This window comes from Pseudomonas sp. OTU750018, assembly GCF_011636575.1.
Taxonomy (GTDB): domain Bacteria; phylum Pseudomonadota; class Gammaproteobacteria; order Pseudomonadales; family Pseudomonadaceae; genus Aquipseudomonas; species Aquipseudomonas peli.
The window spans coordinates 1,511,479-1,530,033 of record NZ_JAAPAU010000001.1; the positions used below are offsets into that span (position 1 = coordinate 1,511,479).

At 63.6% G+C, this 18,555-nt stretch carries 18 protein-coding genes; 13 read left to right on the plus strand and 5 right to left on the minus strand.

Annotated elements, in window-relative coordinates; translation table 11 throughout:
* The first annotated feature begins 22 nt into the window (after positions 1–22).
* The 11 genes from HCI85_RS07125 (at position 23) to ilvD (ending at position 11,381) form a co-directional block, all read left to right on the plus strand.
* Positions 23–1,204 carry a methyl-accepting chemotaxis protein gene (locus HCI85_RS07125; RefSeq protein ID WP_167143495.1) on the plus strand — a complete coding sequence of 394 codons (1,182 nt, stop codon included), beginning with the start codon at positions 23–25 and terminating at the stop codon, positions 1,202–1,204.
* 9 nt (positions 1,205–1,213) lie between these two features.
* Positions 1,214–1,582: a response regulator gene (locus HCI85_RS07130; protein WP_090250236.1), complete on the plus strand. Its 369-nt coding sequence runs from the start codon at positions 1,214–1,216 to the stop codon at positions 1,580–1,582.
* A 15-nt stretch (positions 1,583–1,597) separates the two neighbouring features.
* Positions 1,598–1,906: an STAS domain-containing protein gene (locus tag HCI85_RS07135; protein WP_167143498.1), complete on the plus strand. Its 309-nt coding sequence runs from the start codon at positions 1,598–1,600 to the stop codon at positions 1,904–1,906.
* Positions 1,903–4,032 carry a chemotaxis protein CheA gene (locus tag HCI85_RS07140; protein ID WP_167143501.1) on the plus strand — a complete coding sequence of 710 codons (2,130 nt, stop codon included), beginning with the start codon at positions 1,903–1,905 and terminating at the stop codon, positions 4,030–4,032. The genes HCI85_RS07135 and HCI85_RS07140 overlap by 4 nt, the downstream gene beginning before the upstream one ends.
* Positions 4,033–4,214: 182 nt before the next feature.
* Positions 4,215–4,766, plus strand: a complete 552-nt coding sequence (locus tag HCI85_RS07145; protein WP_167143504.1) for a chemotaxis protein CheW — start codon at positions 4,215–4,217, stop codon at positions 4,764–4,766.
* A complete protein-coding gene (locus HCI85_RS07150; RefSeq protein WP_167143507.1) occupies positions 4,763–6,385 on the plus strand; it encodes a methyl-accepting chemotaxis protein in 1,623 nt (540 codons plus the stop codon). The genes HCI85_RS07145 and HCI85_RS07150 overlap by 4 nt, the downstream gene beginning before the upstream one ends.
* A 45-nt stretch (positions 6,386–6,430) precedes the next feature.
* Positions 6,431–6,940 carry a chemotaxis protein CheW gene (locus tag HCI85_RS07155; RefSeq protein WP_090250247.1) on the plus strand — a complete coding sequence of 170 codons (510 nt, stop codon included), beginning with the start codon at positions 6,431–6,433 and terminating at the stop codon, positions 6,938–6,940.
* A 15-nt stretch (positions 6,941–6,955) separates the two neighbouring features.
* Positions 6,956–7,765: a CheR family methyltransferase gene (locus tag HCI85_RS07160; protein WP_167143510.1), complete on the plus strand. Its 810-nt coding sequence runs from the start codon at positions 6,956–6,958 to the stop codon at positions 7,763–7,765.
* Positions 7,758–8,267: a chemotaxis protein CheD gene (locus HCI85_RS07165; protein WP_167143513.1), complete on the plus strand. Its 510-nt coding sequence runs from the start codon at positions 7,758–7,760 to the stop codon at positions 8,265–8,267. The genes HCI85_RS07160 and HCI85_RS07165 overlap by 8 nt, the downstream gene beginning before the upstream one ends.
* A complete protein-coding gene (locus HCI85_RS07170) occupies positions 8,264–9,337 on the plus strand; it encodes a protein-glutamate methylesterase/protein-glutamine glutaminase (RefSeq protein WP_090250255.1) in 1,074 nt (357 codons plus the stop codon). Before HCI85_RS07165 ends, HCI85_RS07170 begins: the two co-directional genes overlap by 4 nt.
* A gap of 196 nt (positions 9,338–9,533) precedes the next feature.
* Complete coding sequence (gene ilvD / locus HCI85_RS07175; protein ID WP_167143516.1) at positions 9,534–11,381, plus strand: dihydroxy-acid dehydratase; 1,848 nt, start codon at positions 9,534–9,536, stop codon at positions 11,379–11,381.
* Between the two features lie 49 nt (positions 11,382–11,430).
* Here ilvD and HCI85_RS07180 read toward each other — a convergent pair whose 3' ends face one another.
* From HCI85_RS07180 to HCI85_RS07190, 3 genes are all read right to left on the minus strand, one after another.
* Positions 11,431–12,078 (minus strand): YitT family protein, encoded by a 648-nt coding sequence (locus tag HCI85_RS07180; protein ID WP_167143519.1) that lies wholly within the window; start codon positions 12,076–12,078, stop codon positions 11,431–11,433.
* 167 nt (positions 12,079–12,245) lie between these two features.
* Positions 12,246–12,758 carry a dihydrofolate reductase gene (locus tag HCI85_RS07185; protein ID WP_160085840.1) on the minus strand — a complete coding sequence of 171 codons (513 nt, stop codon included), beginning with the start codon at positions 12,756–12,758 and terminating at the stop codon, positions 12,246–12,248.
* Between the two features lie 63 nt (positions 12,759–12,821).
* Positions 12,822–13,997: a GGDEF domain-containing protein gene (locus tag HCI85_RS07190; protein ID WP_167143522.1), complete on the minus strand. Its 1,176-nt coding sequence runs from the start codon at positions 13,995–13,997 to the stop codon at positions 12,822–12,824.
* Between the two features lie 159 nt (positions 13,998–14,156).
* Between HCI85_RS07190 and HCI85_RS07195 the strand changes: the two genes are divergently transcribed.
* Positions 14,157–15,563, plus strand: coding sequence for a DUF2868 domain-containing protein (locus HCI85_RS07195; RefSeq protein WP_167143525.1), 1,407 nt, complete (start codon positions 14,157–14,159; stop codon positions 15,561–15,563).
* Complete coding sequence (locus HCI85_RS07200) at positions 15,556–16,923, plus strand: DUF3482 domain-containing protein (protein WP_167143528.1); 1,368 nt, start codon at positions 15,556–15,558, stop codon at positions 16,921–16,923. The genes HCI85_RS07195 and HCI85_RS07200 overlap by 8 nt, the downstream gene beginning before the upstream one ends.
* 35 nt (positions 16,924–16,958) lie before the next feature.
* Here the strand turns inward: HCI85_RS07200 and HCI85_RS07205 are convergent, their stop codons facing one another.
* Both HCI85_RS07205 and lgt read right to left on the minus strand, forming a co-directional pair.
* A complete protein-coding gene (locus HCI85_RS07205) occupies positions 16,959–17,753 on the minus strand; it encodes a thymidylate synthase (RefSeq protein WP_167143531.1) in 795 nt (264 codons plus the stop codon).
* Positions 17,750–18,553: a prolipoprotein diacylglyceryl transferase gene (lgt, locus tag HCI85_RS07210; RefSeq protein WP_167143534.1), complete on the minus strand. Its 804-nt coding sequence runs from the start codon at positions 18,551–18,553 to the stop codon at positions 17,750–17,752. Before lgt ends, HCI85_RS07205 begins: the two co-directional genes overlap by 4 nt.
* Positions 18,554–18,555 lie beyond the last annotated feature (2 nt).

Consider the following 18,555-nt stretch of genomic DNA (forward strand, 5'->3'; position numbering starts at 1 on the left):
GACACCAGCCCCGCAGCCCGGCATGCGCGGCCCTGGTGTCCAATGGAGCGCGCACGTGACCAATCCGACCTCTTCAGCCCTTTGGCTTCCAACGGCCCTCTCGAGCCTCAGCTGCTTCGTGTTGCTCGGGCTCGCCGCACAGGTGCCCTCCACGTATTGGCTGACCAGCGCACTGCTGCCGGGTGCACTGGTTTACCTGTGTCAGCGCCACGCCGCCGGCATCCAGGCCACCGCACTGCTGCAGGCGCAGCAGCAGGGCGTCGAGCACGGCCAGGCCGAAGAGGCCGCACGCCACGTCGCAGGCCTCCCCGAACTCTGCCGCACCATTACCCCGATCTGGTCGCAGCAGATCGACGCCGCCCGTCAGCACACCCAGACAGCCATCGACGCCCTCAGCGAGCGTTTCACCCACCTGGCGCAGCGCATCAGCGCGGCAGTGGGCACCGGCGCGCAACACGACAACGACACTCTGCTCAACTTGCTGGCCAGCAGTGAGCGCGAGCTGGAGGACATCGTCAGCCAGCTGCGCCAGGCGCTCACCAGCAAAGAAACACTGCTCGCCGAGGTAATCAGCCTCAACAGCCACACCGCTCAGCTCAGGGCCATGGCCAAGGACGTCGGCGACGTCGCCAAGCAAACCAACCTGCTCGCACTGAACGCCGCCATCGAAGCCGCGCGGGCCGGCGAAGCTGGGCGCGGTTTTGCCGTGGTCGCCGACGAAGTGCGCAAGCTCTCCACGCTGTCGGAAGAAACCGGGCGGCGCATCGGCGAAACCATCGAAACCGTCAGCTCCGCCATTGAACGCACCCTGCACGTCTCCAACGAGCACGCCAGCCGCGATGCCAACACCCTGGGCAACGCCAGTGAGGTGATCCGCCAGGTCATTGAAGACTTCCGCAACGGGGTCACCCGGCTGGTTGCGCATGGCAACGCGCTGCACACCCAGAACCAGGCGGTGGGTGACGAGATTTCTGAAGTCCTGGTGGCGCTGCAATTCCAGGACCGGGTCAGCCAGATGCTTGGTCACATGCGTGATGACATCGAGAAGCTGGGCCTGCGCTTGGGCGAGACCACTCAGCACATCGACGCGCGCGACTGGCTGGATGACCTGTCCCACACCTACACCACCCCCGAACAGCACGCCATCCACCATGGCCGTAGCACCCCCGCCGCCAGCAGCGCTGCCGACATCACTTTTTTCTGAGGAAAAACCATGGCCAAGACCATTCTCATCGTCGACGACTCCGCCTCCATCCGCCAGGTCGTCGGCATGACCCTAAAAGGTGCCGGGTACGACGTCATCGAAGGTGTCGACGGCAAAGACGCGCTGACCAAGCTCGACGGGCGCAAGGTTCACCTGATCATCAGCGACGTGAACATGCCGAACATGGACGGCATCACCTTCCTGAAAAACGTCAAGCAACTGCCCAACTACAAATTCACCCCCGTGATCATGCTGACCACTGAAGCGGGCGACGGCAAAAAAGGCGAAGGCCAAGCCGCTGGCGCCAAGGCCTGGGTCGTCAAACCCTTCCAGCCGGCACAAATGCTGACGGCCGTCTCCAAACTGATTCTGCCTTAGGCCAGGAGCGACGCCATGCCTGCTACTTCGCTCGCCGACGACACCCGTCACCTGGCACTCGACGGCGCCCTGAGCATCTACACCGCCGCCGACACCAAGCCGCAACTGACCACTGCCCTGCAGGGTGCAATTGCTCTGCAGATCGACCTGAGCCAGGTTGAAGAATTTGACTGCGCCGGGCTGCAGCTGCTGCTGGCGACCCAGGCGCACGCGCAGCGGATGGACATCAGCCTGCGCTTTATCGGTGCCAGCGCACCCATTGTCGAGCTGCTGCACCTGAGCGGCCTGGCCGGGCAACTGCCCATAGAGGAGGCCTGCGCATGAACCTCGACAGCGTGATCGGCACCTTCATCGCCGAAAGCCAAGAGTTGCTGCAGCAGATGGAAGACGCCTTGCTGCAGATTGAGCACGCGCCCGATGACGCTGAGCGGATCAATGCGATCTTCCGCACCGCGCACACCATCAAAGGCTCCGCGGGTCTGTTCGGCTTCGACTCAATCGTAGCGTTCACCCACGTCGCCGAAAGCGTGCTCGACCGGGTACGCGCCGGCGATGTGCGTTTCAATGGCGACCTCATCGCGCTGATGCTCAACGTGGGCGACCACCTCGCCGGGCTGATCAGCCAGCTCGCCAGCGGCCATGACCTGAGCGACCTGCCAGAGACCACACGGGTAACCGAAGCGGCGTTGACCCGTGAACTGAGCCACTACCTCGAACCGCAGCCGGCCAATACGACACCTGCCGCCGCGCCCGATGCCCGCGTACAGATTGCCGGAGCTGGGCACTGGCACCTGTCACTGCGCTTCGGTGTCGACACCCTGCGCAACGGCATGGATCCCCTGGCGTTCTTACGCTACCTCGGCACCCTGGGCAGCATCCTGCATGTGGAACCGGTGCTCGACCACCTGCCGCCCCTTGAGGCGCTTGACCCGGAGAGCTGCTACCTCGGCCTGGAAGTGGCGTTCGAATCCCAGGCTGACCAGAGCGCCATAGAAGGTGCATTTGAATTCGTCCGCGAGGAAGGCAGCATTCGCATACTGCCGCCTCAGGCGCCCTTGTCCGCCTTCCGCGAGCTGATCGCAGAACGCGCCGCCGAAGGCAGCGCCCAGGTCGAGCGCCTGGTGCGTTGTGGCAGCCTGGCCGCTGACGCCTTCGAGCAGGCGGCGCAGCACAACGACAGCGCACACGAAACCGCCACCACCCGCGCCGCCGACACCCCAGAACGCGCCGCCAAGGACAACAACCGCACCAGCAAGGACGCCAACCTGATCCGCGTCGACGCCGACAAGCTCGACCAACTGATCAACCTGGTCGGCGAACTGATCATCGCGGGCGCCAACACCCGCATGCTGGCCCAGCGCAGCAATCTGGCTGATATGTGCGAGTCCGCCGAGACCCTCTCGCGCCTGGTCGAAGAAGTGCGCGACAGCGCCCTGACCCTGCGCATGGTGCAGATCGGCGCCACCTTCAACCGCTTCCAGCGCGTGGTGCGTGATGTCTCCCGCGAGATAGGCAAAGACATCGTCCTGCAGATCAGCGGCGGCGATACCGAGCTGGACAAAACCGTGGTGGAAAAAATTGGCGATCCGCTCACCCACCTGGTGCGCAACGCCATGGATCACGGCATCGAACCGGCCGAAGCACGGCACAGCGCCGGCAAGCCCTTGCAGGGCGTCGTGCGCCTGAACGCTTACCACGAGGCGGGCGGCATCGTCATCGAAGTGTCCGATGACGGCGGCGGTCTCAACCCGCAAAAGATTCTCGCCAAAGCGACCCAGCGCGGCCTGGTCAGCGAGGGCCAGCAGCTCAGCGACAAAGACCTGCTCAACCTGATCTTCGAGCCCGGCTTCTCCACCGCCGAACAGATCAGCAACCTCTCTGGCCGTGGCGTCGGCATGGACGTGGTCAAGCGCAACATCACCGCCCTGCGCGGCACCGTCGAACTCGACAGCGTGCTGGGCCAGGGCACCTGCGTGCGCATCCGCCTGCCCCTGACCCTGGCCATCATTGACGGCTTCCTCATCGGCGTCGGCCAGTCCAGCTATGTGGTGCCGCTGGACATGGTCGAGGAATGCATCGAACTGCCCAGTGCCGAGATCGCCGGGCAGCAGCACCTCGACTTGCGTGGCGAGGTATTGCCCTTCATTCGCCTGCGCCAGTTGTTCGATGACCAGAGCCAGCCGCCGCGCCGCGAAAACGTGGTGGTGGTGCGCTATGCCGGCATCCGTGCCGGGCTGGTGGTTGACCAGTTGCTCGGCGAGTTCCAGACGGTGATCAAACCCCTGGGCAAAGTGTTCTGCCAGGTGCCCGCACTGAGCGGCTTCACCATTCTCGGCAGCGGCGCCGTGGCCCTGATCCTCGACATCCCGGGCCTGCTGACGCAGGTCACGCAGCACGCCAATACGCGCATCGCTGGCCAATCCAATGCACTGAGGAGTACCGCGCAATGAACCGCGCCCTTCGCAGCATCGCGCTGCTTGGCTTGGCGTCCCGCCTGGCAGCCATTGCCGGTGGCATTTACGGATGCCTGGGTCGGCCATGCGCTGAGGCACTTCAACCCCGTGAACTGTGTGTCAATCGGGCAAACGTTGCTGGCCGTGGGCGCGGATTCACCCGCGTCGGGAGCTGAACCATGCAGAGCCATCTTGAACTGCACGGCCAGACAGAGCCGCAGCGCCAGTACCTGACATTCCGGGTCGACCAGGATCTGTATGGCGTCGCCACCGGTCAGGTGCGTGAAATTCTCGAACTCGACCAGATCACGCTGGTACCGATGATGCCCAGCGTGGTGCGCGGCGTGATCAACCTGCGCGGTGTGATCGTACCGATCATCGATCTGGCAGAGCGTTTTGGCCACGGCCACACACGCCTCGGCGTACGCACCTGCATCGTCATCATGGAGATTCACGAAGACGAGGAAACCCACTTGATGGGCGCCCTGGTCGACGCCGTCAACGCCGTCGTGGAAATCGAACCCAGCGCCATTCGTAAGGCGCCGGCGTTCGGCAGCCGCATTCGCGGCGAGTTTATCGAGGACATGGCCCGTATCGGCGAGCACTTCCTCACCCTGCTGTGCATGGAGCAGGTGCTGTCCGTCACCCAGATCGCCGCCATGGCAGGCCAACTCAGCGAAGTCCCCCATTTTTCATCCGATGCGCGCGTGCGCGCAGGAGCAAGCAAATGACCATCAGCAAAAAGATGATTCTTCTGGTTCTCTCCGCCGTGCTTGGCATCCTTGTGCTGTCCGGCGTGGGCTATCAGCAGATCAACCAGGTGTTCAACGCTGCCAACCACGGCAACATCAATTCAATCCCCAGCCTCGTTGCCCTGGAGAAAATGGGCGGCGCGGTGAACGTCCAGATCCAACTGGTCTACCAGCACATCCTGACGACCGATGCCGCCGACATGGCGGAACTCGAGCCAAGGATCACCAGCAATCGCAACGAAATCCAGCAATCGATTGAGGACTACACCAAGGTGTTGTCCGACGAACAGGACAAGCAGTTGCTCGAGGCCGACCGCACAGCCATCGTCACCTTCCTGCAGGGTGCTGACGCAGTCCTGGAGTTTTCACGCAAGAACGAGAACGAGGCCGCTCGCAACGCCCTCATCGCCTTGCAGCAGGGGGCCATCGATCCGCTGCTTGAAGCCATTCAGAGACACCTGGACTACAACATCGATGCCGCCAACAAGGGCAGTCAGTCGGCGCAGAGCACACTTGAGCAAGCCACGCTGATCTCCATTGCCGTGTCGCTGGTCACCCTACTGGTCATCAGCCTGATCGGCACGCTGATCACCCGCAACCTGCTGAGCCAGCTCGGCGGTGAACCGCTCTATGCCGCCGACATGGTGAGCCGCATTGCCGCGGGTGACTTGACCGTCAATGTGGAGACCAAGGCCGGTGACACCACCAGCATGCTGGCGGCGATCAAAGGCATGGTGGACAAGCTCGCACAGATCATCGGCGAGGTGCGCAGCAACGCCGATTCACTGTCCAGCGCCTCCGAGCAGATTTCCTCTACGGCCCAAAGCATGAGCCAGGGCGCATCGGAACAAGCCGCTTCGGTCGAAGAAACCAGTGCGTCGATGGAGCAGATGTCCGCCTCCATCGCGCAAAACACCGAAAACGCCAAGGTCACTGATGGCATGGCCAGCAAGGCAGCGCGCGAGGCTGACGAGGGCGGTCAGGCGGTGAAGGACACCGTGGCGGCGATGAAGACCATCGCCGACAAGATCGGCATCGTCGACGACATCGCCTACCAGACCAACCTGCTGGCACTCAATGCGGCCATCGAAGCGGCCCGCGCCGGCGAGCACGGCAAAGGCTTCGCCGTGGTGGCGGCGGAAGTGCGCAAGCTGGCCGAGCGCAGCCAGGTAGCGGCTCAGGAAATCAGCGAAGTGGCCAAGAACAGCGTCTCGCTGGCCGAGCGCGCCGGCAGCCTGCTCGATCAGATGGTGCCGTCGATCGCCAAAACCTCCGATTTGGTGCAGGAAATCTCCGCCGCTTCCGAGGAGCAGAGCGCCGGTGTCGGGCAGATCAACACGGCCATGAACCAACTCAGCGAGATCACCCAGCAATCGGCCTCCGCGTCCGAGGAACTGGCCGCCACCGCCGAAGAGATGAGTGGCCAGGCCGAACAGCTGCAGCAGTTGATGGACTTTTTCAAAATCCACAGCAGCGGTGGCAGCAAACGTGCTGAGCGCAGTGAGGCGGTCAGGCGCACGCGTGACGAGAGCGAGGTCAGCAATACCTCGTTCGCCCTGGAGTCTGCGCCTGGCGGTTTCATCCGCTTCCAACACTGACACCCTATTGGCAGCGGGCACCCAAAGGTGCCCCAGGAGCGACGCATGTCCAGCTTCAACCCAGCGACCGCCACGGACACCCGCCAGCAATACCTGACCTTCACCCTTGGCGAGGCGCTCTTTGCTGTCGGCACGCTGAATGTCCGCGAGATCATCGAATATGGGCACCTCACGCCGGTACCGCTGATGCCACCGAGCATCCTCGGCGTGATCAACCTGCGCGGCGGTGTAGTGCCGATCTTGGATCTGCGTCAGCGCTTCGGTCAGGGGGCCACCCAGGTCAGCCGGCGCTCCTGCATCGTCATCCTGGAAGTCCAGCGCAGCGGCATCGACCAGGTCATCGGCATCGTCGTCGAGGCGGTGAATGCCGTGCTGGAGATTCCTGAACAGGACATCGAACCGCCGCCCAGCTTCGGCAGCCAAATCCCCACCGACTTCCTCATCGGCATGGGCAAGCTCGATACACGCCTGGTGGTGCTGCTCGACATTGGCCGCGTGCTGTCGCTCGATGACCTGCAGTTACTGGCCGGTCGCGAACTGCCCGAATCGGCCTGAGCCCTGGAGCCTGCAATGAGTGTCACCAACCTGAGCAACCGCGAATTCCAGCAGTTTCGCGACATGATCTACGAGATCGCCGGCATCGCCATGGGTGAGGCCAAACGCCAGCTGATCGCCGGTCGCCTGAGCAAGCGCCTGCGCCACTACGAGCTGAACAGTTTCGGCGATTATTTCCAGTTGCTGCTCAAGGACCAGGCCGAGTTGCAGACCGCAGTCGACCTGCTGACCACCAACGAAACCTACTTCTTCCGCGAGCCCAAGCATTTCGACTTTCTCCGCGAGCGCCTGCAAAACGAACTGCGCAGCACAAGCCAACCGCTGCGCGTCTGGAGCGCGGCGTGCTCCAGTGGCGAGGAACCCTACACCCTCGCCTTGCTCCTGGCCGACTGCCTGGGCCCGCGGCCATGGGAGATACTCGCCTCGGATATCAGCACACGCATCCTCGACAAGGCGCGCGCCGGCATCTATCCCCTGGAGGATGCCAGTGGCATTCCGCGCGATCTGCTGCATCGCCACTGCCTGCAAGGCACCGGCCAGCATACAGGTCTGTTCACCCTGGAGCCGGCCCTCAAGCAGCGGATCAGCTTTCGCCAGATCAACCTCAACAATGCCTTGCCTGATGTCGGCCTGTTCGACGTGATCTTCCTGCGCAACGTGATGATCTATTTCGACCAACCCACTAAACGCCAGGTGGTCCAACGCCTGAGTGCACGGCTGCGGCCGGGGGGTTACTTCTTCGTCAGTCACTCGGAAAGCCTTAACGGCTTCAGCGACGAGCTGCAGGCCCTGCGCCCCTCCATTTACCGCAAGCCTCATGCATAAGCCCGAGGGCGTTATCGAGATATTCCTGCAACCAGGGGATCTCTATTTCGGTGACCGCCACACGCGCATCCGCACGTTATTGGGCTCGTGCGTGTCACTGGTGCTGTGGCACCCCCACGAACGGCTCGGTGGCATGTGCCATTACATACTCCCCAGCCGCAACCGCCAGGGTGAGCAACTTGATGGCCGCTATGCCGACGAAGCGCTGCACCTGCTGCTCAAGGAGGTTAATGCCAGTGGCACCCATATCGAGGACTACCGCATCAGTCTGTTCGGCGGCGGCAATATGTTTGGCGCCCTGACGCCGCGCAACATCGGCGAAACAAACGTCAGCGCAGGCCTGGAACTGCTCGCCGCTCACGGCCTGCGTTGCCACGCTCGGCATGCCGGCGGGCGGGGCTACCGCAACCTGATTTTCGACATACGGAGCGGCCACGTCGCACTGCGCTGCCCCTCTCAACAACAGATCGCTACACGCCGCTATGAGGCGCAACCATCATGAAGAACATCAAGGTGATGATCGTCGACGACTCCGCTGTCGTCCGCCAAGTGTTGAGCGGGAGCCTGTCCGAACACGCGGGTATCGAAGTGATCGGCACGGCTGCCGACCCCCTGTTCGCCCTGGACAAGATGCAACGTAACTGGCCTGACGTGATTGTCCTGGACGTGGAAATGCCGCGCATGGACGGCATCACCTTCCTCAAGAAGCTGATGGCCGAACACCCGACGCCTGTGGTGATCTGCTCGACCCTCACCGAGAAAGGTGCAGCCACCACCATGGAAGCCATGGCAGCAGGCGCGGTGGCCATCGTCACCAAGCCACAAGGTGGCCTGCGCCAGTTCCTGCTGGAGGCCACCGAGGAGCTGGTCAGCGCCATTCGTGCCGCCTCCCAGGCGCGGCTCAAGCGCCTCACGCCCGCATCACCGCCCGTACAGCCAACCCCGAAACTCAACGCCGACGCCATACTTGCCCCCGGCAGTGGCAACGCCATGACCCGCACCACCGAGCGCATCATCGCCCTTGGCACCTCCACCGGTGGCACACAGGCCCTGGAATACGTGCTCACCGCGTTGCCACGCGTCTGCCCGGGTATCGTCATTGTCCAGCACATGCCCGAACGCTTCACCGCAGCGTTCGCCGAGCGCCTCAACGGCCTCTGCCAGATCGAAGTAATAGAAGCCCGCAATGGCGACCGCGTTATACCCGGGCGCGCCCTGATCGCCCCCGGCGGACGCCATATGCTGCTCAAGCGCAGTGGTGCGCAATACCTGGTCGAAGTGGTCGACGGCCCACCCGTGTCCCGTCATAAACCCTCGGTCGACGTGCTGTTTCGCTCCACCGCCCGCGCCGCCGGGGCCAATGCCACCGGCATCATCATGACCGGCATGGGCGACGACGGCGCCCGTGGCCTGCGCGAAATGCACGACGCCGGCGCCCTCACCCTCGGCCAGGACGAGGCCAGTTGCGTGGTCTATGGCATGCCCAGAGAAGCGATGAAGCTCGGCGCGGTCAACCGCGAGATTGCGCTGGAGCAAATCCCCGCCTACATCCTGCGCAGCGACCGCCCCTAACCAGCAGCCTTTCCCCACATACCCTGCCGGGCGTAGAATCAAGCGATTCATCGCCTGGCACCCCCCGGCGGACCCGTGAGCTCCGGCTGCCCGAACGGTGATCCCGTTTCGTCATGCAGCCCCACAACCCTGCGGCGACCTGCCGCCCAACGACGCTCACCGCACACATACCCCGAATTAGTCGCAGGAAACCGCCATGCCTGATTACCGCTCGAAAACATCTACCCACGGCCGCAACATGGCCGGCGCCCGTGCCCTGTGGCGCGCCACCGGGATGAAGGACGAAGACTTCAAGAAGCCGATCATTGCCATTGCCAACTCCTTCACCCAGTTCGTGCCCGGCCACGTGCACCTGAAGGACATGGGCCAGTTGGTCGCCCGCGAGATCGAAAAGCACGGCGGCGTGGCTAAAGAATTCAACACCATCGCGGTCGACGACGGCATCGCCATGGGTCACGACGGCATGCTCTATTCGCTGCCGAGCCGCGAGATCATCGCCGACTCCGTGGAGTACATGGTCAACGCCCACTGCGCCGACGCCATCGTCTGCATCAGTAACTGCGACAAGATCACCCCCGGCATGCTGCTGGCATCGCTGCGCCTGAACATCCCGGTGATCTTCGTGTCCGGCGGGCCGATGGAAGCGGGCAAAACCAAGCTGGCCAGCCACGGTCTGGACCTGGTCGACGCCATGGTGATCGCCGCAGACGACACGGCCAGTGACGAAAAAGTCGCCGAATACGAGCGCAGCGCCTGCCCGACCTGCGGCAGCTGCTCCGGCATGTTTACCGCCAACTCGATGAACTGCCTGATGGAAGCCCTGGGCCTGGCCCTGCCGGGCAACGGTTCGACCCTGGCCACCCACAGCGACCGCGAGCAGCTGTTCCTGCAAGCTGGGCGCACCGCCGTCGAGTTGTGCAAACGCTACTACGGTGAAGGCGACGCCTCGGTGCTGCCGCGCAACATCGCCAACTTCAAGGCGTTCGAGAACGCCATGACCCTCGACATCGCCATGGGTGGTTCAACCAACACCATCCTGCACCTGCTGGCCGCCGCGCAGGAAGGCGAAGTCGATTTCGACCTGCGTGATATCGACCGCCTGTCGCGCAAAGTGCCGCAGCTGTGCAAAGTCGCGCCGAACATCCAGAAGTACCACATGGAAGACGTGCACCGCGCCGGCGGCATCTTCAGCATCCTCGGCTCGCTGGCCCGTGGCGGCCTGCTGCACACCGACCTGCCGACCGTACACAGCAAGTCCATGGCCGAAGCCATCGCCAAATGGGACATCACCCAGACCGACGATGAAGCCGTGCATACCTTCTTCCGTGCAGGCCCGGCCGGCATCCCGACCCAGACCGCGTTTAGCCAGAGCACCCGCTGGGACACCGTGGATGATGACCGTGAAAACGGCTGCATCCGCAGCGTCGAGCATGCGTACTCGCAAGAAGGCGGCCTGGCCGTGCTCTATGGCAACATCGCTGTCGACGGCTGCGTGGTGAAAACCGCTGGTGTGGATGAGTCCATCCACGTCTTCGAAGGCTCCGCGAAAATCTTCGAGAGCCAGGACAGCGCCGTGCGCGGCATCCTCGCCGACGAAGTGCAGGCTGGTGACATCGTCATCATCCGCTACGAAGGCCCGAAAGGCGGCCCGGGTATGCAGGAAATGCTTTACCCAACCTCGTACCTGAAATCCAAAGGCCTGGGCAAAGCCTGCGCCCTGCTCACTGACGGCCGCTTCTCCGGTGGTACCTCGGGCCTGTCCATCGGCCACGCTTCGCCGGAAGCCGCAGCGGGTGGTGCCATCGGCCTGGTGCGCGAAGGCGACAAGATCCTGATCAACATCCACGAGCGCAGCATCAACCTGCTGATCAGCGATGAAGAGTTGGCCGCACGCCGCGTGGAACAGGACAAGAAAGGCTGGAAGCCGGTGGAAGTGCGCCCGCGCAAAGTCACCACAGCACTCAAGGCCTACGCCCTGCTCGCCACCAGCGCCGACAAGGGCGCAGTGCGTGACAAGGCCCTGCTGGACAAACTGGTGCCGTAAACCAACACGCAGCAGACACAAGCCCGGCCTAGTGCCGGGCTTTTTGTTTTCAGCTGACGCCCATGTAGCGCCCGGCGCGGTGGTTGATCGCCAGCACCATATTCAACGCCAGCGCGCCGAGTATCGACAGCGCCACCTTGTCCAGCGGCACAACCATGACTGCGCCCAGCACGATCAGCACATCGATGGCCATCTGCACCTTACCGGCACGCAGACCGAAACGCTCCTGCAGGTACAGCGCGAGGATATTCACCCCACCGAGGCTGGCGCGGTGACGGAACAGCATCAGCAGCCCCAGGCCCATGGCGAAACCGCCGAAAAGCGCGGCATACACCACATTCAGGTGGGTGAAGCCAATCCAGTGCGGGGTTAATTCGGCCAACAGCGAGACCATCCCCACCGCACAGAAGGTGCGCTGGGTGAACGGCCAGCCCATGCGCCAGATGGCCAGGGCGTAGAACGGCAGGTTGATCAGAAAAAACATCAGGCCGAAGGGCCAGCCGAACAGGTACTTCATCAGAAAGGCCAAACCCACGGTGCCACCTGTGAGCAACCCGGCCTGGCTGTACAAGGTGATGCCCAGCGCCACCATGGCGGTACCCAGGAGCAGCGCCAGGCCATCTTCCCAGAGCGGGTGGCGAATAAACAGCGCGGCAATACGATCCGGCTCGGCGTGATCGGCATCAGCGTCATGCATGGAGAACAACCTGTAGAGGGCAAACGACAAGAGACAGCGTAGCGGCCAGCAAGGCAGCGCCTGGCATGGATTAACGCGACACAACGACGATGCGCAGCGTGACACGCACGACCAGCGGCCATCCTGGCGGAGATCAATGCAGCACTGAAAAAATCAGCCCGAACGGGCTATTTGCGATCCCACACTTCAAACACATAGCCCGGTGTTTCCAGGCCTTCCGGGTGTTCGATGGCGGAAGACAGGTGCCAGCCAGCCTCATCCACGTCAGGGAAGTAGGCATCGCCCTGAGGGCTTATGCCGACGCGAGTCAGGTACAGGCGTTCGGCCTGGGCCAGGCCCAGTTCGTACAACTGCGCACCACCGATCAGCATCAGTTCCTCGGCATCCTCTTCGCGCGCCCAGGCTTCGGCTCGCTCAAGCGCGGCGTCGAGGCTGGCGAACACTTCTGCACCTTCCAGCTGCAAGCCGGGCTGACGGCTGACCACCAGATTAAGCCGACCGGGCAAGGGCCGGCCGAGTGAATCCCAGGTCTTGCGACCCATGATGATCGGCTTGCCGAGGGTCAGCGCCTTGAAGTGCTTGAGATCCGCCGGCAAATGCCAGGGCAGTTGGTTATCGCGGCCAATGACGCGGTTTTCCGCGAGGGCGGCGATCATGCATAGAGGCAGAGAATTTTTCATAGACGCGAGAATACCGTCTGCGTAGCGATCATTGAAGCCTTCCCCGGAACAGACTCAGTACGCTTAACCATCCTGGCGCTTACCCACCACGCGGTTTCGTCCCTGCTCCTTGGCCAGGTAGAGCGCGACATCTGCAAGGCGCAAGGCATCGCCCATACTCTGATGCGGCTGCGGGGTCAGGTAGGCCATGCCGATGCTCAGCGTGACCACGCCGGCGGCATCCGAATGAGCATGCGTCAGGCCCAGACCTTCGATGGCGCTGCGAATGTCCTGCAGAATCGCCAGCAGTTGCGCTTCCTCCAGGCCATACCAAACGCCGACAAACTCCTCCCCGCCATAACGTGCCGCGCAATCCAGCGGCCGCCGCGCATACTCGCCGATCACCCGGGCCACCTGGCGCAACGCATCGTCGCCGGCCGCGTGGCCATAGTGGTCGTTGTAACGTTTGAAGAAGTCCACATCCATCATCACCACGCCCAGGGCCTGCTTATCGCGCTGCGCCTGACGCCAGCTGCGCTCGGCACGCTCACTGAAAGCGCGACGGTTAAGCAGTCCAGTGAGGAAATCCTTCTCGGCCAAGTCCTGCAGCAGCCCATTGGCCAGGAAGTTCTGCCGCGTGGCGTACTCGAGGGAATAGCAGCCCACCGAGCCAATGATGTTGGCCAGAGCCAGAAAAAGGGCGTTGCTCAGCAGCAATTCGCCTGCCAGCCCCAGGCTCAATTCCACCGCCAGATAGGCGAAGAAAGTCAGCCAGCCACACAACACCGCAGTGGTGAAGCGCAACCCGGTGAGGAAGTAGAAGAACACCGTGACCAGAATGATGCCCTCATAGGGCAGCGCAAAGTGGTGGTAACGGGCCAGGCCAATGATGCCCGCCACGGCCAGGCCGGAGAGTAACGCCACGATGCCGCCGATCAGCTGCAGATGATCACGCAAACCCGGTCGGTAGGTGGCCAACCAGGCCAGGAGCAGCATCGGCTGGATGACCCCCAGGCGTAGGGCAAGTACCCGACCGCGCAGTGGGTCCGGCAGGTTGATCGCATCCAGCAACACAAACAGCAGCGCCATCAGTGTCGCCACCAGCAATGACCAACGCATGCGCCGTAGGAACACATTGGCGTGATAGCGCTTGAACGCCTGCTCAAGTTCATCGTCAAAACTCAGCGCACGAAATCCCTGCTGATGCTGACGCAGGTAGGGCGAATCCTGATTGACCCAATCCAGATGCGGTAACTTCACGATGGCACTCGCTTTTATTGTTATGCATTCAGGGGCTGGTGATCGATACATGCAGCCGCCCGCTGACGACAGACTAGCTGGACTGGCCACAGTAGTACACGCATGCACCGCGGTGCCATGTACCGGCCGCTACGGTTATGCTCTGGCTTCCACTCAGCTATGGAACACCGCGTGAGCCCACTCAACCCCCCCACGCCCAGCCGACTGCAGCGCCTCTGGCTCAGTGAAACCATTCGCTTGCGTGAGGAGCATGCCGGCCCGCTGGACGACAGCGAAGCCAACCGCCGCGCCCAGGCCAAAGGTGGGGCACTCGCTGAGCGCATCCAGAATCGTGCCTGGTCGCTGGGCGAACGCGACGGCCAGGTATCGGCGCTGCAGCATTGGTTACACGGCGCACGCCTGGCTGGGTTGTTGCTGGTGCTGCTGGCCATCCTCAGCGGCAGCGGCTTGGCAGTGGCGGCGCTGGGCGACGGTCTGCGCCCGGTCAATGTGTTCTGGGCCCTGGGCAGCCTGCTCGGGCTGAACCTGCTTCTGCTGCTGGGCTGGGCGCTGGGTCTGCTGCTAAGCCGCGACAGCGCGGGCGCCCTCGGTCATCTGTGGTTATGGCTGAGCGCCAAGCTCGCCCGCGACGCCCAAGCCGCACAACTGGCCCCCGCCCTGCTGTTGATGCTGCAACGCCAACGCCTCAGCCGCTGGGGGCTGGGCGTGCTGGTGCAGGGTTTCTGGCTGCTAACCCTGCTTACCGCACTGCTGACCCTGCTGGCCCTGCTGGCCACCCGCCGCTATGGCTTTATCTGGGAAAGCACCCTGCTTGGCGGCGACAGCTTTATCGCCATGACCCAAGCCATCGGCAGCCTGCCGGCGCTAGTGGGTTTTAGTCTGCCGGATGCCGAGCTGATTCGCGCCAGCGGCGACAGCGCTCTGGCCAACGAAAGCGCTCGGCTTAGCTGGGCCGGCTGGCTGGTCGGCGTACTGGTGGTCTACGGCCTACTGCCACGCCTGGGCCTGCTGCAGCTCTGTCTATGGCGCTGGCGCCGCGGTTGTGCGGCGCTGAGCCTGGACCTCAGCTTGCCGGGCTACAGCCTGCTGCGCGAACGCCTGCAACCGAGCAGCGAACGCCTCGGCGTATGCGATGAGGCTCCGACGCAGCTGCATCAGCCGCAGGCCGGCAGCCTTACCGAAGGCAGCCAGGGCGCGTTGCTGGTAGCCGTCGAGCTGGACCCGCAACGCAGCTGGCCACCCGCGCTACCCAAGGGCATCGGCGATGCCGGCGTGATCGACAGCCGCGAACAGCGCAACCAGCTGCTCGACCAGCTCAACCGCTTCCCGCCGGCACGCCTGCTGATTGCCTGCGACCCGCGCCGCTCGCCGGATCGCGGCAGCCTGGCACTGCTCGGCGAACTGGCGCGCAGCGCAGCCGCCACACGGATCTGGTTACTGCCACCACCGCCCGGCGAAGCCCTCGACAGCGCCCGTTTGGGCGACTGGCATCGCGCCCTGGAGCAATTGCAGCTGAGCTACGGCGACAGTGCACCGTTCAGCTGGCTGGAGCATGGCCATGACTAAAGCCCTCAAACTGGCCGTGGTCGGCCATACTAATGTCGGCAAGACCTCGCTACTGCGCACGCTGACCCGCGATGTCGGCTTCGGCGAGGTGTCCCATCGCCCCAGCACCACCCGCCACGTCGAAGGCGCACGGCTGTCGGTGGACGGCGAGGCGCTGCTGGAGCTGTACGACACCCCCGGTCTGGAAGACGCCATTGCCCTGCTCGATTATCTGGAACGCCTGGATCGCCCCGGCGAACGCCTGGACGGTCCGGCAAGGCTGGCGCGCTTTCTCGACGGCAGCGAAGCACGCCAGCGTTTCGAGCAGGAAGCCAAGGTACTGCGCCAGCTGCTGGCCTCGGATGCCGGTCTCTATGTAATCGACGCACGCGAGCCGGTGCTGGCCAAATACCGTGATGAGCTAGCGGTGCTGAGCATGTGCGGCCGGCCCTTGCTGCCGGTGCTGAACTTCGTCAGCAGCAGCCAACACCGCGAGCAGGATTGGCGCGATGCCCTGGCCCGCCTCGGCCTGCATGCCCTGGTGTGTTTCGACAGCGTGGCGCCGCCGCTGGATGGCGAGCGTCGCCTGTACGACAGCCTGGCGCTGCTGCAGGAAAAAGCCCGCCCGCAACTGCAACGGCTAATTGACGATCACCTGGCGCAACGCCAATTGCGCAAAAGCAGCGGTGCGCGGCTGATCGCCGAACTGCTGCTGGACTGCGCCGCCTGCCGCCGTAGCGTGGCGGCGCAAGCCGTGCTGGAACAAGGCGCCATCCGCGAACTGCATCAAACCATTCGACAACGCGAGCAACGCTGCGTGGAAGCCCTGCTGCGCCTGTACGCCTTCCGCCAGGACGACGCCAAGGCCGGCGACCTGCCCTTGCTCGACGGACGCTGGGGCGACGACCTGTTCAACCCAGAAACCCTCAAGCAACTCGGCATCAATATCGGCGGAGGCATGGCGGCGGGCGCGGCCACCGGGGTGGGCGTCGATCTGTTGGTCGGCGGCATTACCCTCGGCGCGGCGGCGCTGATCGGCGCCGTGCTCGGCGGCAGCGCGCAGACCCTGCGCGGCTATGGCGCGCGGCTGAAAGGCAAACTCAAGGGCCAACGCGAGCTGACCGTGGACGACGCCGTGCTGCGCCTGCTCGCGCTGCGTCAACAGCTGCTACTGCAAGCACTGGAAGCCCGTGGCCATGCGGCAGTCGAGGCCATCAACCTGAGTACGCCGCAAGACACCAGCTGGCGCGAAGGCAAACTACCGGAGGCCCTGCACAAAGCCCGCGCGCACCCGGAATGGTCATCGCTCAACCCCGGCGCGACGCTGGAAGACGGCGACAGGCAGGAGCAGGTGCAGCAGTTGGCGGCGGAGTTGCTCTAGCTCTGAGACATCGCGGCCATGGCCGCGATTAACGATCAGACCGCGACAGGCGCCGGAATATGCGGATGCGCCTGGTAGCCGACCAAATCGAAGTCCTCAAACTTGAACGCCAGCAGGTCCTTCACCTCGGGATTGAGCTTCATCACCGGCAGCGGCAGCGGCTCACGGCTCAGCTGCAGGTCGGTCTGCTCGATATGGTTGGCGTACAGGTGGCAGTCGCCGCCAGTCCAGATGAAGTCACCGGGCTGCAGACCGCAGACCTGCGCGACCATCAGGGTCAGCAGCGCGTAGCTGGCGATATTGAACGGCACCCCGAGGAAGATATCCGCGGAGCGTTGGTACAGCTGGCAGCTCAACTTGCCGTCGGCCACATAGAACTGGAACAGCGCATGACATGGCGGCAAGGCCATCTGCTCGACCAGCGCCGGGTTCCAGGCGGAGACAATCAGGCGGCGCGAGTCGGGGTTCTTCTTGATCATCTCGATCAACTTGCTGATCTGGTCGATCGACTCGCCGTTCGGCGCCGGCCAGCTGCGCCACTGGTAGCCGTACACCGGGCCAAGATCGCCGTTCTCGTCGGCCCACTCGTCCCAGATACGCACACCATTGTCCTTCAGGTACTTGATGTTGGTGTCGCCCTGAAGGAACCACAGCAGCTCGTGGATGATGGATTTCAGGTGGCACTTCTTGGTGGTCACCAGCGGGAAGCCGTCGGCCAGGTTGAAGCGCATCTGATGGGCAAAAATACTGTAGGTGCCAGTGCCAGTACGGTCACTCTTGAAGGTGCCGCTCTCACGCACCAGGCGCATCAGGTCGAGGTACTGTTTCATTGCACGGCCTCCTGCGCCGCCTGGCGCTTGTAGGCATAGGCGATCAGACCCAGGCCACCGAGGATCATCGGCACGCAGAGTACCTGGCCCATGGTCAACCAGCCGCCTGCCAGGTAACCCAGCTGAGCATCCGGCACGCGGACGAATTCGACGATAAAGCGGAAGATTCCGTAGCACATGGCAAACATGCCGGAAACGGCCATGGTCGGGCGCGGCTTGCGCGAGTAGAACCAGAGGATGGTGAACAGCGCCACGCCCTCCAAGGCAAACTGGTACAGCTGCGAGGGGTGGCGTGCCAGTTGCTGCGGGTCGGTGGGGAAGATCATCGCCCATGGCACGTCGGTGGCCTTGCCCCAGAGTTCGGCGTTGATGAAATTGCCGATACGCCCGGCCCCCAGGCCAATCGGCACCAACGGGGCGATAAAATCCATCAGCTCGAAGAAGCTCTTGTTGTTGCGCTTGCCGAACCACCAGGTGGCCAGCATCACGCCGATCAACCCGCCGTGGAACGACATGCCGCCTTCCCAGATACGCAGCATGCGCACCGGTTCGGCGATATAGGCGGCCAAATCGTAGAACAGCACGTACCCCAGGCGGCCACCGAGGATCACGCCCATGGCGACCCAGAACACCAGATCGGAGAGCTTCTCCTTGCTCCAAGTCGGCGCGAAGGCGTTGACCCGGCGCGAGGCCAGCCACCAAGCGCCGCCGATGCCGATCAGGTACATCAGGCCGTACCAATGGATTTTCAGTGGGCCAAGGGCCAGCGCAACTGGGTCGATCTGCGGGTAAGGCAGCATCA

Bases quoted from the DNA above. Each gene is read 5' to 3' on its own strand.
- HCI85_RS07125 (WP_167143495.1), top strand. From the start codon at position 23: ATGCGCGGCCCTGGTGTCCAATGGAGCGCGCACGTGACCAATCCGACC.
- HCI85_RS07130 (WP_090250236.1), top strand. From the start codon at position 1,214: ATGGCCAAGACCATTCTCATCGTCGACGACTCCGCCTCCATCCGCCAG.
- HCI85_RS07135 (WP_167143498.1), top strand. From the start codon at position 1,598: ATGCCTGCTACTTCGCTCGCCGACGACACCCGTCACCTGGCACTCGAC.
- HCI85_RS07140 (WP_167143501.1), top strand. From the start codon at position 1,903: ATGAACCTCGACAGCGTGATCGGCACCTTCATCGCCGAAAGCCAAGAG.
- HCI85_RS07145 (WP_167143504.1), top strand. From the start codon at position 4,215: ATGCAGAGCCATCTTGAACTGCACGGCCAGACAGAGCCGCAGCGCCAG.
- HCI85_RS07150 (WP_167143507.1), top strand. From the start codon at position 4,763: ATGACCATCAGCAAAAAGATGATTCTTCTGGTTCTCTCCGCCGTGCTT.
- HCI85_RS07155 (WP_090250247.1), top strand. From the start codon at position 6,431: ATGTCCAGCTTCAACCCAGCGACCGCCACGGACACCCGCCAGCAATAC.
- HCI85_RS07160 (WP_167143510.1), top strand. From the start codon at position 6,956: ATGAGTGTCACCAACCTGAGCAACCGCGAATTCCAGCAGTTTCGCGAC.
- HCI85_RS07165 (WP_167143513.1), top strand. From the start codon at position 7,758: ATGCATAAGCCCGAGGGCGTTATCGAGATATTCCTGCAACCAGGGGAT.
- HCI85_RS07170 (WP_090250255.1), top strand. From the start codon at position 8,264: ATGAAGAACATCAAGGTGATGATCGTCGACGACTCCGCTGTCGTCCGC.
- ilvD (WP_167143516.1), top strand. From the start codon at position 9,534: ATGCCTGATTACCGCTCGAAAACATCTACCCACGGCCGCAACATGGCC.
- HCI85_RS07180 (WP_167143519.1), bottom strand. From the start codon at position 12,078: ATGCATGACGCTGATGCCGATCACGCCGAGCCGGATCGTATTGCCGCG.
- HCI85_RS07185 (WP_160085840.1), bottom strand. From the start codon at position 12,758: ATGAAAAATTCTCTGCCTCTATGCATGATCGCCGCCCTCGCGGAAAAC.
- HCI85_RS07195 (WP_167143525.1), top strand. From the start codon at position 14,157: ATGGAACACCGCGTGAGCCCACTCAACCCCCCCACGCCCAGCCGACTG.
- HCI85_RS07200 (WP_167143528.1), top strand. From the start codon at position 15,556: ATGACTAAAGCCCTCAAACTGGCCGTGGTCGGCCATACTAATGTCGGC.
- HCI85_RS07205 (WP_167143531.1), bottom strand. From the start codon at position 17,753: ATGAAACAGTACCTCGACCTGATGCGCCTGGTGCGTGAGAGCGGCACC.
- lgt (WP_167143534.1), bottom strand. From the start codon at position 18,553: ATGCTGCCTTACCCGCAGATCGACCCAGTTGCGCTGGCCCTTGGCCCA.